Raw genomic sequence first — 12,813 nt, 5'->3', positions numbered from 1 at the left:
GGGGCTCCGCCCCCTGCACCCCTGCTCGGGGCTCCGCCCCGAACCCCGATCGCGCCTGAACGGCGCTCGTCCTCAAACGCCGGACGGGCTGAGGTTGCCCGGTGCTGCCCAGCACCGAGCAGTTAAGGGGCGCGAGGAACTGCGCGAGAAGCGACCACGGCCCGCACACGAATACGGGTTGAGGGGCGCGGGGAACTGCGCAAACCCTGGGCACCCCAGCCCCCCAGGGGCGCGAGGAACTGCGCGAGAAGCGACCACGACCCGCACACGACCAAAAGGCCAGGGGCGCGGGGAACTACGCAAACCCCGGGGCACCCCCAGCACCCCCAGGGGCGCGGGGAACTGCGCAACCCGGCCACCCCCAGCCCCCAGGGGCGCGAGGAACCGCGCAGGCAATCACCCGTCGGCAGGGCGGCAAAGCGTGGGGGGCCGGGGCGAAGCCCAGGGTCAGGACAGGGCGGTGGCCAAGGCGTCGGGGGTCGTCACGGGGGCCTCGCACGTGAAGTGGCGGCACACGTAAGCCGCCGCACCCCCACCCACCAACCCCCTCCCCGCCAACAGCGGAAACTCCCCCTCGGGCACCCCCACCGCCACCACCGCCCCCGGCGCCGCCGACAGCAGCGCCGTGCGGTGCAGCGCGCCGGTCAGGGGATCCGTGGGCGCCCCCACGACGGCGACCTCGCGCGGCCCGTCCAGTACCGCCTCGGCCGCCGCGAGCCCCCACCCGATGAACCGCGGCGCCCGCGGCCCGAGCGCCCGGACCACCCCGAGCGCCGCCTCGGCCGCCTCCCGGTGCGCGGCCGAGCCGGTGTGCGCCGCGTACGACAGCAGGGCCTGGGCCGCGGCCGTCCAGCCGGACGGGGTCGCGTTGTCCGTCGGGTCCTGCGGGCGCCGGATCAGCTGCTCCGCGTCGTGCGCCGTGTCGTAGAGGACACCGCCCTCTCCGGTGAACTGGTCGAGGACGAGATCGAGCAGGAACCCGGCGAACTCCAGCCAGACCCCCTCCCCCGTCACCCCGGCGAGCGCGAGGAAGCCCTCGGCGACATCCGCGTAGTCCTCCAACACGCCGCTGTTGCGGCCCACTTGGCCGTCCCTGGACGTACGGAAGAGGCGCGCGTGGCCGTCCATGTGGACGCGTACGAGCACATCCGCCGCCTCGGTCGCCCGCTCGACGAGGTCCGGGCGGTCGAAGAGCGCGCCGACCTCCGCGAGCGCGGCGACGGCCAGGCCGTTCCAGGCGGCGACGAGCTTGTCGTCCCGCCCGGGCCGCTCCCGCTCCGCGCGCGCGGACAGCAGACGGTCGTACGTCTCGCGCGACAACTCCCCGCCGTCGAGCGGAAGTTGGAGGACCGAGGAGCCCTCCTCGAACGTGCCCTGCGCCGTCACCCCGAAGTGCCGGGCCGCTGCCGCGCCGCCCTCCTCGCCGAGGACCTCCGCGAGCTGCGCGGGCGTCCAGACGTAGAAGGCGCCCTCGACGTGGCGCCCGGTCCCGTCGTCGCTGTCGGCGTCGAGCGCCGAGGCGTAGCCGCCCTCGTTGGTGCGCAGCTCACGCACCATGAAGTCGGCGGTCTCCAGCGCGACCCGGCGGGCCAGGTCCGACCCGGTGACCCGCCACAGGTGGGCGTACACCCGGCACAGCAGGGCGTTGTCGTACAGCATCTTCTCGAAGTGCGGCACCAGGGTCCCACCGGGGCGGGGCCGCAGGACGTACCGGTGGAAGCCGCCGCCCAGCTGGTCGTAGAGGCTGGAGCGGGCCATTGCCTCGCACATGCCGTCGGCCATCTCCAGAGCCGCCTCGGACCCGGTGCGGACGTGGTGGCGCAGCAGGAACTCGATGACCATGCCCGGCGGGAACTTGGTGTCCCCGCTGCCGAGCCAGCCGCTCGCCGGGTCGTACTCGCGGGTGATCCCGAGGAGCGCCTGGGCGAGTTCCTCCTCGCCGGGAAGCCCGCCCGCGCCGTGGTCGAGCTCGCGGGCCGCCAGGTCCCGGGCGATCTTCCCGGCGACCTCGCCGACCTCGTCGCGCCGGTCCGTCCAGGCACTCCGTACGCCTTCGAGCACCTGCCGGAACGACGGCATGCCGTGCCGGGGCTCGGGCGGGAAGTACGTACCGAAGTAGAAGGGCTCGCCGTCCGCGGTCATGAACACCGACATGGGCCAGCCGCCCTGCCCGGTCGCGGCCTGCACGGCCTCCATGTAGACGGCGTCCACATCGGGCCGCTCCTCGCGGTCCACCTTCACGCTGACGAAGTGCTCGTTCAGATAGGCGGCTGTGACCTCGTCCTCGAAGGACTCGTGCGCGAGGACGTGGCACCAGTGGCAGGCGGAGTAGCCGACCGACAGGAAGACGGGCACATCGCGCCGTTTCGCCTCCTCGAACGCCTCGGGTCCCCACGGCCACCAGTCGACCGGATTGTCAGCGTGCTGGAGCAGATAAGGCGAGGTCGTACCAGCCAACCGGTTCATACGCCCCAGCCTCTCACAACGCCCACCACGACCGGCGAACCCGCACGGAGACGCTGCCCCACACCTGCGAACAGTAGGCTGAGCGCAGCAGTGCCGGACCTGTCGAGGCTCCTCGGAGGAGGTACCCATGACCGCCGAGATGGTGGCGCCCGCGTGGATGCATGGGCAGATCAGCGCGGAGCAGTACGACTCCTGGTCCGAGGAGCAGTGCGCCGGTATCGAGATCGTGGACGGGATGGTCGTCGTGAGCCCGAGCGCCTCCAAACGGCACAACCGTCTGGCGCGGGTCCTGGCCAACGCCATGGACGCCGCCGCGGGGCCGGACTGGAACGCGGACACGGACTTCGACGTCCGCCTGCAGGACATTCCGCTCACCAACCGCCGCCCGGACGTCATCGTCTACCGGGCAGAGACCATCGACCTCACGCCCACCCGTCCCGAGCACGTACTCCTGGTCGCCGAGGTGGTGTCGCCCGGCTCGGAGACCACGGACCGGATCGTGAAAGTGGACCAGTACGCCAAGGCCGGCATCCCCTTCTACTGGCGCGTCGAGCAGGCCGCCACCGGTGTCCCGATCGTCTACACCTACGTTCTCGACCCCGCCACCAAGGCCTACAGGGACGGCGAGATGTTCACCGGCGCGGTGAAGGCCACCGTGCCCTTCTCCGTAGCGGTCGACCTCGGGGACATGTGACGAACGGGTGGGTCGCGCCGCTTCCTCCGGGAGGCCAGTAGCGCCCGCGCGGTTCGCAGCGCCCCGCGGGCGAGGGGGCCGGTTCGGCACCCGCACCCGCACCCGCCCCCGAGCCGATCCCCCGACTCCCTCGCATCGGCGCGCGTCACGCACGACACTTGGAGGCGCAGGGCTATGTCGGGCTCGCGGAGGGGGACGCACATGCGGGACAGCCATCGGGCCGAGGCCGAGCGGCTGTTGGTACGCGCCGTGGAGGAAGAGGTACGGCGCTCCGGCGGGCGGTCCGATGCGAGCGCGCTGCTCTCGCGGGGCCGCGGCGCGCTCGACGCGCTGGCCCAAAGCGCCGAGGAGGAGTACGCGGCGTACGCGCAGGCGCTGGACGAGGCCGCGGCGGGCACGCTCACCTTCGGGGACCGCTTCAAACGCGAGGGCGGTTCAACGGGGCTTCTGGCGACGGGCGTTGGCGCCGTCGCCGCGATCGTGGCCGATGCGGCGCTGGGGCTCGGCGCGGGTGGCGCGGTGGCCGCGGGAGCGGTCGTGGCGGTGGCCGGGGCCGCGGGTACGGTCGCCCGGGTGACGGCCTCGCACGTGCCGGCCGCGCACCGGCGGGCCGGGGCGCTCGCCCAGCCGGGCGGCCTCGAACAGCTGCGCCTGCAGTGGCTGACCGCCCTTGAGGTGCGGGGCATCCGGCCGTTCCTCGACCAGCAGCGGGCGGTGGCACCGAAGCCGCCGCAGAAGAAGGTGCCCACCCAGCTGCGCGGCACCGACAAGAGCGCGGCGGCCCGCCGGCGTTCGGTCCTCGAGCAGTCCTTCGGCCATCTGCCGGACCCGCAGGGCCCGTTCGCCGGCCGGCGCGCCGAGCTGGCCCGGATCGCGCAGTGGGTGCAGGCGGCCCGCGCCTCGACCGAGACGCGTCCGGTGGTCGTGGTGCTGCACGGGCCGCCGGGATCGGGCCGCAGCACCCTCGCGCTGCGGGCCGCGCACGCGCTGCGCGACCAGTTCCGCGGCGCCTGCCTGGTCGACATGCGCGGCGGCGGCCTGTCGGGCGAGAGCCCGCTGCCGACCCGGGACGCACTGCTGCACCTGCTCAACCGGCTCGGCGCCCCGCGCGAGCAACTCCTGTTCCGCAACGGGGTCTCCCCCGACCGGCCCGATGCGACGGGGCGGGCCGGCGCGTCGGCCGACCAGCAGGTGCGCCGCCTGGCCGAGCTCTACCACCAGCACCTGACGGGCCTCGCGGTCACCGTCGTCCTGGACGACACCGACGACGCCGAGCAGGTACGTACCCTGGTGCCCCAGCGCTCCGAGGGCCTGGTCCTCGTCACCTCCTCGCGCCCCCTCGACCTGCCCGCGGACCTCCCGGCCCGGGTGCACCAGCTGCCGGTCGAACCGCTGGACGCGGCGGGCGCCGAGGAGCTGCTGCGGGAGGCCGCCGAGGAGAAGGACCCGGGGCCCTACGACGCCGAATCGACGGATCTGGTGCGGCAGTTGTGCGGCGGACTGCCGCTCGCGCTGCGCGTGGCCGGGTCCTCGCTCGGCCCGCGTTCGGCGCGCGCCCTCGCCGCGGACCTCGGGGCCTACGGCCCGGTCGCGCCCACCGAGCGGGCCCTGTGGCTGCGCTACACCGACCAGCCGGAGCCCGCCCGCCGCCTCCTGCGCCGCCTCGCGCTCGCCGGCCGCGCCTCGCTCGGGGCCGCAGCCGCAGCCGCGCTGCTCGGCGCCGATGAGCCGGAGGCCGAGCGCCAGCTCACCGCCCTCGCCGGCGCCGGGCTCATCGACCACGTACGCGGCACCCGCTACCGGCTGCACGACGTGGTGCGCGCCTTCGCCGCCGCCCGCCTCGCCGACGAGGAGGAGCAGTCCGAGCGGGTGGCCGCGCAGGAACGCCTGATCCGCAACTACGCGGAGCTGGCGGACGCGGTGGGCCGCATGGTCGACGGCAAGATGTCGACCCGGGCCGGCCAGTTCGGCGGGCACGGCTTCCCCTCGCTCGACGCGGCGCTGCGCTGGCTGGACGACGAGTCCAGCTTCATCACGGCCGCGCTGCGCCAGGCCGAGGGCGTCGACCAGGAGGCCGTGCTCAGCCTGCTCGGCGCGCTCTGCGACTACTGCCTGCTGCGCGGAGACCTCTACCGCCTGGGCGAGATCGGCGAGTTGACCCAGGCCGTCGACCAGGGGCTCCTGGTGCGCTCGGTGCAGTGGCGCACCGGGATCGCGGCCCGGCAGCTCGGCGAGCTCGACACGGCGCGTACGACGCTGTCGTCCGTGGTCAGCCTCTACCGCGAGGCCCAGCACGACGCCGGTCAGGCGCTCGCCCTGTGCTCCCTCGGCATCACGCTGCACCACCAGGGCAATCTGGCCGAGGCGGCGGCCCGGCTGCGCGAGGCCATCGACCTCCAGGCCGGCGAGGAGCTGTCCGGCGACCGCGCCTGGTCGCTGCACGCCCTCGCGGCCGTGGAGCGCGACCGCTCCAACCTGTCCGGCGCGCTCGCCCTGCTGGACAGCGCCCTGGCCCTGCACCGCGAGAACGAGTCGCTGCACGGCGAGGCCTGGACCCACTTCCAGCTCGGCCAGCTGTTCCTGCGCACCGGTGAAGTACCGCGCGCGGAAAGCGAGTTGAACGAGGCGCTCGATCTGTACGGGCGTACCCGTGACGGCCGCGGCGAGGCCTGGGCGCTGACCCAGCTGGCCCGCGCCCGCCTCGTCGACGGCGACGCCCGGGCCGCGGCCGACGGTCTGCGCCAGGCGCTGTCGCGCCACCGCGAACAGGAGGACGCGCGCGGCGAGGCGTGGACGCTGTACTACCTGGGCCAGGCCCTGGAGGAGCGCGGCGACCGCGACCAGGCGGTGCGCGAACTGGAGCGGGCCCGCACCATGTTCTCGCGCATGCGGGACGTCTACGGGCTGGCCTGCGCCCGTCACCATTCGGGCCGGGTCACCCGCGACCAGCGCGCCGCCCAGACCGGCAACCTGCGCAACTCCGGCTTCGCCCGCCAGCTCCTGGTCGACGCCCGCGCCGACTTCCACCGCATCGGGGTCGCCCACGGCGAGGCCTGGACGTGTCTGGAGCTCGCGCTCGTCGACGCGGGCAACAACCGGCCCGGCCCCGCGCTCGCCCTGTGCGACGAGGCGACCGCGCTCTTCGCCTCGTACGACGACCGCCGCGGCGGCGACTGGTCCCGCTTCCTGCGCTGCACGCTGCTGCCGTTCGCCGGCGCGGGCGGGGTGGACGTGGGCAGCGCGGTCGCCCAGGAGGAGCTGGCCCAGCTGCTGCGCGCCCGGCACGAGGCGCGCGACGCCAAGCTGGAGGACTGCGCGGAGGCCTACACGCTCATCCTCGAACGCGGCATCTCCCTGGAAACCGGCTGGCAGGCCTGGCACCTGGGCATGGTCCCGGACCGACACGCCCGGGAGGTCGTGGGGGTGCCGGTGGGGGCGGGGCGGTGAGGGGGGCGGCGAGCACGGGCGCCTGCGAGCCGTTACGCCCGCCCCGCCCGTGCGCCCCGTTCGCGGGCCGCGCCGAGGAGAGTGCGGTGCTGCGCGCCGCCCTGTCCGACGGCCGGGCACGGCCCGGCCGGGCCCTGCTCCTGCACGGCCCGGCGGGCGTGGGCAAATCGGCCCTCGCCGCCCACCTCGTCGCGCGGTGGGACTCCGGCTCCGACTGGCCCGTGTGCTGGGTTCCGCCCGGCGGTGACCGGCCGGACCCCACCACCTCACTCCTGCGCATGCTGAGTCAACTGGACCCGCAGGCAACGCAGTTGAGGCACCCGGCCGGTGATCCGACGGCAGGGCCCGGTACGGTGCGCGACGCCTGCCGCCGTCACTTCGCCTCGTTCCCCGCGCTCGTGGTCTTCGACGACGTGCCGTCAGCCGAGGTCGCTCGCACCCTGCTCGCCGCGTTCGAGGACACCCACGTCAGGCTCGTCCTGACCGCGCGCGAGCCGCTCACCGCGCTGACGGACCACGAGGTGCGGCGCCATGAAGTCCGGCCCCTCGACGTGCACGACGCGGCGGTGCTGTCCTGGCGCGCCGGGAGCACCCTGCTGACGGGTGCCGACGCGGAGGCGTTGTGGCGGATCACCGACGGCCTTCCGCTGCTGCTGCGCCTGGTGGGGCCGCTCCTGGAGGGAGACGCCGGGCCGCGGGAGCTGCGCCGGATGCTGCCCAGGGCTCTCGGCCGGCGCACGGCCGCGCTGGCCGCCCTCGCCCTGGACCGCCTCAGCGACACCTGCCGGGCGTCCGTGCGCCGGCTCGATCTGTACGGGCCGGTACCCTTCTCGGCCGACACCGCGGCCGCACTGAGCTACACCGGGGACACGGGCTGGATCAAGGAACTGGACGACGCGGGGCTACTGGTGCCTGCCTACGACGGCCGGTGGACCGTGCCGCCCGCGGTGCGCGCCGCCGCCGCGAAGTACCGGCCGGTGTCCGGCAAGGGGCTCGCCGCCGCCGCATGCGAGGACCTGCTGGGTGTCCTCGACGGCGAAGCCCGGCAAGCCACTCGCAGACAGGTGTCGCGCTGCCTGGACGAGTACCTCGATCTGGCGCTGGTGCTGCCCGCCGTGCGCGAAGTGCTCCTTGAACCGCTGGGCCGCCTGCTGGCCGTGCGCTGTGACGGGTACCGGCTCACGGCGTTGCGGCGCGCGGTGCCCGCCGACCGGACGGATCTGCGCGAGCGGCTCGACCGTGCCGTGCGCGAACCGGAGATCCCGTCCGGCACGCTCTCCGCCGAAGCCGCCCGGCGGCTGCGCCGGGCGTCCTCCGCGCACGAAGCGGGCGAGCTGCGGGCCGCCCTCCAGGAACTCGGGCCCGATCCGGCCCAGGACCCCGAGGCCTGGGCCGCCACCGAGACACTGCGCGCCCAGATCCTCAGCGACCAGGGCCGGGCTGCCGCGGCCGACCACGCCTTCACCGCGGCGGCGGAACTCCACGGCGACCTCAAACGGGACCGCCCCCGCGCCTGGACGACCCTGCACCACGCCGGTCTGCTCCTGCGCACCGGCCGGCCCCGCGCCGCCCGCGCCGCCGCCGAACGCGCCGGCGCCGTCTTCCGGGCAATCGGCGACCTGCGCGGTCTCGCCTGGTGCGCCACCGTGCTCGGCCGCGCCCGCCTGGCCACCGAGAACTCCGCCGTCGGCCTGGTCGAACTGCGCGCTGCGAAGGCCCTGCACGAGCGCAGCGGCGACCTGCGCGGGCTGGCCTGGACCCGTTACCACCTGGCCCTCGGCCTGGCCGACCGCGACTCACAGACAGAGGCGGTCGGGGAACTCACCGCCGCCCTCGACCTCTTCGAGGCGCTGCCCGACCGGTTCGGCACGGCCTGGAGCATGCACCAACTCGCCCTGCTGGAGAGGGATTCCGGGGAGGCGCCGGGGCTGCTGCGGGACGCCGCCGAACACTTTCGCTGGATCGACTGCCCGCACGGCCTCGCCTGGACGGAGCTCGCCCTCGCCGGACATCCGACCGTCAGTCCGTACCACGAGCTCGGCAAGGCGCAGAAAGCCGGCCATCTGCACGAGGCCCGGGCCCTGTTCGCCACGCTGGGCGACGAGCACGGCGAGCTGTGGGCCCGCTTCTGTCTGCATCTGCTCGACGGCGACGGCGACGGCGTGGACGCGGTCCTGGCCGAGCTCGCCCAGGAGGAGTTCGGCGCGTGCGAGGACGCGCGGCTGCTGCAGACCCACCGCCGCCGCGGACGGCGGTCCCCGTCCTGGCACTTCGACGTCCCGCGCCGGGCCCGCGACACCATCAGGGCCGTACCGCAAGAGGAGGCGCCGCAGGCCTGCCGGGTCAGGCTCACCCTGCTCGACGGCCCGCCCACCCGGATCCTGCTGCGCGTCGAGGCCGGCCGCGACCATCCGTGGGCCACGGCCTCCGGGCGCCCGGTGTGGCTGCGGGCCGTCGCCACCCCTCTCACCCCGGCCGACGCCGAGCCCGCGGTGTGTCTGGTGCGGCCGTCCCCGCTCGCCGCCCACGGCGCCGAATTCACCGTCACCGGCCACCGGCCCGGCCTCCACCGGCTCCGCTTCACCCTCACCGACGACCGGACGGGCACCGTGCTGCAACAGGTCGAGACGGAGTTCGACCTCCCCGACACCTCCACCCCTCGGCCGGCCACCGCACCCCGGCCCGCCCGCGTACGGGGAGCGTGAGCGATGCCGACCGAACTGCCCGTACGCATCGTCCAGGACCCGAGCCGCGGCTTCACCCGTCTGCCCGGCCTGCACACCGCCCCGGCCGATGTGACCGTCAGCCTCGACGTGTGCGCGGGCGACCGGATCAGGGCCCGGCTCTACGGCCCCGGAGTGCCGGCCCTGAAGGGGACCGAGCACAAGGCCGACCTCGCGGTCCGGCCCGCCGAGGTACGGACGGCGGCGGCCCGGCTGTGCGCCGCTTGGCAGGAACTCCTCGTCGGCCACCGCCCGTTGGACCCCGACGGCATGCCCGATCCGGACCGCCCTGAGGCCCCCTACACCATGCTGGTGGATCTCACCGGTCAGCCGGAGCCCGAACTGGACGGCATTCTGGACGAGTTGGCATTGATGGGTGCCGATCTGCTCTTCGAGGTGCTGCTCGGCGGCGAGGACCACAGGACCGGGTTGATCCGGGGCTACCTCACCGACGCCCTGAGCGGCCGGGCACTGCGCATCCGTTTCGACTCCGACCTCTTCCTGCCCTGGCCGATGCTCGCCCTGCCCGCCACCGCGGGCGGGTCGGGCGAGGGCGCCTTCGGGCGCTTCCTCGGCTACCGCCACCAGATCGAGCAGACCGGCGGCTCCTACCCCTGGGCGGGCGAGAGGCCCGCCGCGCCCGCCGTACCGGTGGTGAGCCTCAACCGCGACACGGCGATCGACCGGCGCGGGCTCACTCGGGCCAATGATGTGGCGGCGGCCCTGGCACGCGGCACCAAGCTGGTGGAGCGCACCACCCGCGGCGAACTGATCACTGCGCTGGCCGACCCCGGCCTCGACGACCAGCTCATGTACTTCTGGTGCCACGGCGACTTCAGGCACGTTATCGACCAACCCCCGCGCCTGGTACTGCGGTTGAGCGACGGCATCGGCATCGACGCGCATGTGGTGCGCGAACGCCGGCGCGGCTTCGGCGCCCACACGCCGTTCCAGCCGTTCGTCCTGCTCAACGCCTGCCACGCGGGTGCGCCGGGGGGCGACGGCGACCACTCCCATCTGGGTCGCGCCCTGATCGAGCACGGCGCGCGCGGCGTCCTCGGTCCGCAGATCGCGATGCCCCAGGCTTTCGCCGCCGAATACGCCCTGGCTTTCGTCACCCGCTATCTGGACGGCAGGGAGAGCGCGGGCGCCGTCGTGCACGCCCTGGTACGGCACTTCGCCGACACCTGCCGCAACCCGCTCGGGCTCGCCTACGCACTGCACTGCGGCATGGACGCCCGCCTCGACCGCACCCCGGAGCCCCTGTGAAGATCCTCGACCTGGACGAGAACGGCCGCCTTCTCGACGGCGGGCACCCGGTCCCGGCACACCGTCTCGACGATCACTTCGCCGAGGCACTGCGCCCCCGGCACGGCGCCACGGACATCGTTCTCTACACCCACGGCTGGCAGACCGGGCCGCAGGCGGCCGAGCGCGCCGCCGGGCGCCTGCTCGCGCTCGCCGCGGACCAGTACCGCGACCACCGCGCCCTCTACCCGGCGCTGGCCCGTTGGACGCCCTGGCCGGTCCTGGTGCGCTGGCCCTCGCGCAGCGGTCCGCTGCTCGGCGGCTACCGCAGGATCAGGGACCGCGCCCATGCCCTGAGCGCTCCGGGCGGGCACGCGGGGCGGGTGATCGGCACACTGCTCGGCTGTCTCGACACCCTGCGCGGCGATCCGCGCGAGGGGGTCCTGGCCGGACGCGGCGGCCAGTACCTGCACCTGGTGGGCCACTCCTTCGGCTGCCGCGTCCTGTGCGAGGCCGTGCAGTGGGCGGCGCGGGAGCCGGACGTCCTGGGCTGGAGCCGACCGGGGCCCGCCGGCCTGCCGTTCACGGTGGATTCGATGCTGCTGCTCCAGATGGCGGCTCCGCGCGACGCCTTCGCGCAGACCTTCACCGCGCTCGACGCGGCACCCCTGCGCGGTCCCGTCGTGGCCACCTACGCCCAGCGGGACCGCGCCACCGGCTTCTGGCACCGGATCGCCGAGCAGCGGGCGGGTATGGGGAACCAGGGCATCGGGACCGCGCCCCGGCCCGTGTCGGCCATCGCCATGCTGGCTCCGGACACCGCCTATCCGCGCTCCGCACTCGACCACTGGTTCGTCAGTGTCGACGCGGGCGCGGTGTTCACCGGCGGACACGGACCCGCCGGCGCGCACTCCGACCACGTGCGGGCCGAGTCCGCGCATCTGCTGCTGTCGCTGGCCGGCCACTCCCGCTGAGACCGGGAGCGGCCGGCCAGCGTTAGGCGTTCTTCGGGGCGCCCTTGGCGGAGGCGGCGGCCGGGGTCTTGGCGGCGGGGCTCTTGGCGGCCCCGTCCTGCGCCGACGGGTCCGGAGCCTCCTCGAAGTCGACCTTCCGCATGTGCCGGTTCATCGACTTCATCAGCATCCACACGCCCAGGGCGAGTGCCGCGAAGACGATGAACCCGAGGACGCCGGGCGTCACCTTGTCATTGTTGATCTCCGCGGCCAGCGGGGCCACGTGCGTCATTGCCAGGCTTGCGCTCATATCAGGCATTGTCGCGTACGCCCGCGAAGAGGTCGTCCTCGGGTAGCGAAGTGTCGACGAGCGACTTGGCGAGCTCGTACTCCTCGGTCGGCCAGACCTCCTTCTGCAGGTCCAGCGGAACGCGGAACCAGCCGCCGTCCGGGTCGATCTGCGTGGCGTGCGCGATCAGTGCCTTGTCCCGGATCTCGAAGAACTCCGCGCACGGAACATGCGTGGTCAGCGTGCGCTCGGCCCGCTCGAACTCCTTCCAGCGCTGCAGCCACTCGCCGTACGGGGAGTCCATGCCGCGCGCGAGCAGCGCCTCGTGCAGCGCCAGCGTGCGCGGCTTGTTGAAGCCCTGGTTGTAGTAGAGCTTCTGCGGCTGGAAGGCCGGGCCGAACTCGGCCTCGGGGTAGCGCTCGGTGTCGGCCGCGCCGTCGAAGGCCACCATCGTGATCTTGTGCGTCATGATGTGGTCGGGGTGCGGGTAGCCCCCGTTCTCGTCGTACGTCGTGATGACCTGCGGCCGGAAGTGACGGATGGAGCGCACCAGGCGCCCGGCCGCGAGGTCCACGTCCTCCAGGGCGAAGCAGCCCTCGGGAAGCGGCGGCAGCGGGTCGCCCTCGGGGAGCCCGGAGTCGACGAAACCGAGCCATTCCTGGCGGACGCCGAGGATCTCGCGCGCCTCGTCCATCTCCCGCTTGCGGACCTCGTGGATGTGCTCCTCGATGTACTTGTCGCCCTGGAGCTTGGGGTTGAGGATGGAGCCGCGCTCGCCTCCCGTGCAGGTCACGACCAGCACGTCCACCCCCTCGGACACATACTTCGCCATGGTGGCCGCGCCCTTGCTCGACTCGTCGTCGGGGTGGGCGTGCACGGCCATCAGTCGCAGCTGCTCAGTCAAGACTCGATCCTCGGTGACTCAGTAAGTGAATTCGGCGCCCTCTGTGATCGGCGCAATGGGCGGCTTCTATAGTGACCGAATCGGGGGAC

8 protein-coding genes are annotated in these 12,813 nt (G+C 73.9%); 5 read left to right on the top strand and 3 right to left on the bottom strand.

Annotated features, from left to right (window positions below):
- Window positions 1–447: 447 nt before the first annotated feature.
- On the bottom strand, window positions 448–2,466 hold the full coding sequence (locus ACGF3I_RS34110; protein WP_393139017.1) for a thioredoxin domain-containing protein: 2,019 nt from the start codon (window positions 2,464–2,466) through the stop codon (window positions 448–450).
- A gap of 127 nt (window positions 2,467–2,593) precedes the next feature.
- On the opposite strand from ACGF3I_RS34110, the gene ACGF3I_RS34105 reads away from it, so the two are divergent.
- The 5 genes from ACGF3I_RS34105 to ACGF3I_RS34085 all read left to right on the top strand — a co-directional run bounded on the left by ACGF3I_RS34105 (window position 2,594) and on the right by ACGF3I_RS34085 (window position 11,552).
- The gene (locus ACGF3I_RS34105) at window positions 2,594–3,160 is read left to right on the top strand and encodes a Uma2 family endonuclease (RefSeq protein ID WP_393139015.1); all 567 of its coding nucleotides are present in this window, start codon (window positions 2,594–2,596) and stop codon (window positions 3,158–3,160) included.
- A gap of 201 nt (window positions 3,161–3,361) precedes the next feature.
- Window positions 3,362–6,607, top strand: coding sequence for a tetratricopeptide repeat protein (locus ACGF3I_RS34100; RefSeq protein WP_393139013.1), 3,246 nt, complete (start codon window positions 3,362–3,364; stop codon window positions 6,605–6,607).
- Window positions 6,608–6,693: 86 nt separating this feature from the next.
- Window positions 6,694–9,312, top strand: a complete 2,619-nt coding sequence (locus ACGF3I_RS34095) for a hypothetical protein (protein ID WP_393139012.1) — start codon at window positions 6,694–6,696, stop codon at window positions 9,310–9,312.
- A gap of 3 nt (window positions 9,313–9,315) precedes the next feature.
- Entirely contained in the window at window positions 9,316–10,599 is a 1,284-nt protein-coding gene (locus ACGF3I_RS34090) for a CHAT domain-containing protein (RefSeq protein ID WP_393139010.1), read from the top strand.
- On the top strand, window positions 10,596–11,552 hold the full coding sequence (locus tag ACGF3I_RS34085) for a hypothetical protein (RefSeq protein WP_393139008.1): 957 nt from the start codon (window positions 10,596–10,598) through the stop codon (window positions 11,550–11,552). The genes ACGF3I_RS34090 and ACGF3I_RS34085 overlap by 4 nt, the downstream gene beginning before the upstream one ends.
- Window positions 11,553–11,574: 22 nt before the next feature.
- Here the strand turns inward: ACGF3I_RS34085 and ACGF3I_RS34080 are convergent, their stop codons facing one another.
- Together ACGF3I_RS34080 and mca are read right to left on the bottom strand one after the other, a co-directional pair.
- The gene (locus ACGF3I_RS34080; RefSeq protein ID WP_393139006.1) at window positions 11,575–11,850 is read right to left on the bottom strand and encodes a hypothetical protein; all 276 of its coding nucleotides are present in this window, start codon (window positions 11,848–11,850) and stop codon (window positions 11,575–11,577) included.
- Window positions 11,843–12,724: a mycothiol conjugate amidase Mca gene (gene mca, locus ACGF3I_RS34075; RefSeq protein ID WP_393139004.1), complete on the bottom strand. Its 882-nt coding sequence runs from the start codon at window positions 12,722–12,724 to the stop codon at window positions 11,843–11,845. Before mca ends, ACGF3I_RS34080 begins: the two co-directional genes overlap by 8 nt.
- Window positions 12,725–12,813 lie beyond the last annotated feature (89 nt).

This window comes from Streptomyces sp. NPDC048111, from assembly GCF_043202815.1.
Lineage (GTDB): Bacteria > Actinomycetota > Actinomycetes > Streptomycetales > Streptomycetaceae > Streptomyces.
Note: the sequence above shows the minus strand (reverse complement) of the source record. Positions and strands in the feature narration are given on the sequence as shown.